Here is a 1814-nt window from a genome sequence, read left to right on the forward strand (position 1 = left end):
CCGGGGACCCCCGCTTCACGGCAGAAGCCCTAGTTCTTTGCCGCGCTGGACGGCCTGGGTGCGGCGGGCAGCTCCGAGCTTATCGAATGTGCGGGAACAATGTGTCTTGACAGTGTTTTCTGACACGAAAAGCTGCGTGGCGATCTCGCGATTGCTCAATCCGCGCGCGATCAGGGTGAGGATCTCGAGCTCCCGTGGAGTGATGCCGAGTGCCTGCTGGCGGGTCGTATCAGGAGCGAAGGGACCGGCCGGGACAAGCACTTCCTTCACCACGACCGTTTCCCGAACAATTTCGCGACGGCCAGTTTCGCGATTGCGCGTAATCTTGAGGCCGAGCCATATGCCGAAGGCTGCGAACAGGATGGCAACGAGTGCGCCGTAGAGTTCAAAAGAGTGCTCGATGATGACGAAGCGGTATTCTGTGTATTGAAGCGTGGCGATCAGAAGGCCGCCTACGAGACCGAAGATGAGGACGTGGCGCTTCATGATGGCGTTGTGAAGAACTGGCTTTTTGAGCAACACTTGACCTGAGGCTAATGGCTGCCGGTCGACGATCTCACTCCTGCCACCGCTTCATAATCAGCGTCGCATTAATCCCGCCGAATCCAAATGAGTTCGACAACGCAACATCGAAGCTGTGCTTGACGGCCTTGTTCGGCACGTAGTCCAGGCGGCACTCGGGATCAGGATTATCCAGGTTAGCGGTCGGCGGCAATTCCTGGTTGATCAGAGCGAGCACTGTAATGCCCGCTTCCAGTCCTCCAGCACCGCCCAGCAAATGCCCGGTCATTGACTTCGTTCCGCTGATCTTCAGCTTGCCGCTTAGTGCGTGTTCGCCAAAAACCTGCTCGATCGCCTGCGACTCATTGCCATCGCCAGCCGGAGTCGATGTTGCATGCGCATTTACATAGCCCACGGCTTCCGCTTGAATCCCCGCATCCTTCAGCGCCGCGCGCATGCTGCGTTGCGCACCCGCGCCTCCCGGAGCGATGCCGGTCATGTGGTACGCGTCCGCGCTCATGCCATAGCCGATGATTTCGCCGAGGATCTTCGCGCCGCGCTTCTTCGCAAATTCGAGCTCTTCCAGAATCAGAATGCCCGCGCCTTCACCGATTACAAATCCGTCGCGATCCTTGTCAAAGGGCCTGCTCGCCTTGGTCGGTTCATCATTGCGCGTGGAAAGCGCACGCATCGAAGCAAATCCACCCACCGATAACGGAGTTACAGAAGCCTCTGCACCGCCTGCAATCATTGCGTCTGCATCGCCGTGCAAAATCATCCTCACCGAATCGCCAACTGAATTGGCACTCGTCGCGCACGCCGTGGCGGTAGCAGAAATTGGACCCTGCGCCCCATAGCGAATGCTGATCTGCCCGGCCGCCATGTTCACAATCACTGCAGGAATAAAGAACGGCGAAATCTTGCGTGGACCGCCATTCAGCAGGTTGGTGTGCTCGCGCTCGATGATCTCGAACCCGCCGATACCCGAGCCGATAAACACGCCCACCCGCTCGGCAATATCCGGCGTAATCTTCAGGCCGGACTGCTCCATCGCTTCCTGCGTTGCCGCAAAAGCAAAATGGATGAAGCGCCCCATCTTGCGCGCTTCTTTCTTGTCCACAAAATTTAGCGGGTCAAAATTCTTGACCTCGGCGGCAAATGTGACAGGAAATCCGGTTGTATCGAACCCTGTGATCGGCGCCATACCGCTGGCACCTGACACCAGTTTCTCCCACACTTCGGGGGCGGTGTTGCCCACACCGCACACCAGCCCAATGCCGGTGATCACGACTCGTCGGTTCACCGGCTACTTG

2 protein-coding genes are annotated in these 1814 nt (G+C 58.2%); both read right to left on the reverse strand.

Annotated features, from left to right (window positions below):
- Positions 1-15: 15 nt before the first annotated feature.
- Positions 16-519 (reverse strand): response regulator transcription factor, encoded by a 504-nt coding sequence (locus tag WA354_RS21985; protein ID WP_472815163.1) that lies wholly within the window; start codon positions 517-519, stop codon positions 16-18.
- Between the two features lie 37 nt (positions 520-556).
- On the reverse strand, positions 557-1804 hold the full coding sequence (gene fabF / locus WA354_RS21990) for a beta-ketoacyl-ACP synthase II (RefSeq protein WP_472815164.1): 1248 nt from the start codon (positions 1802-1804) through the stop codon (positions 557-559).
- Positions 1805-1814: the final 10 nt, after the last annotated feature.

It is taken from the genome of Occallatibacter sp., from assembly GCF_049802275.1.
GTDB lineage: Bacteria > Acidobacteriota > Terriglobia > Terriglobales > Acidobacteriaceae > Telmatobacter.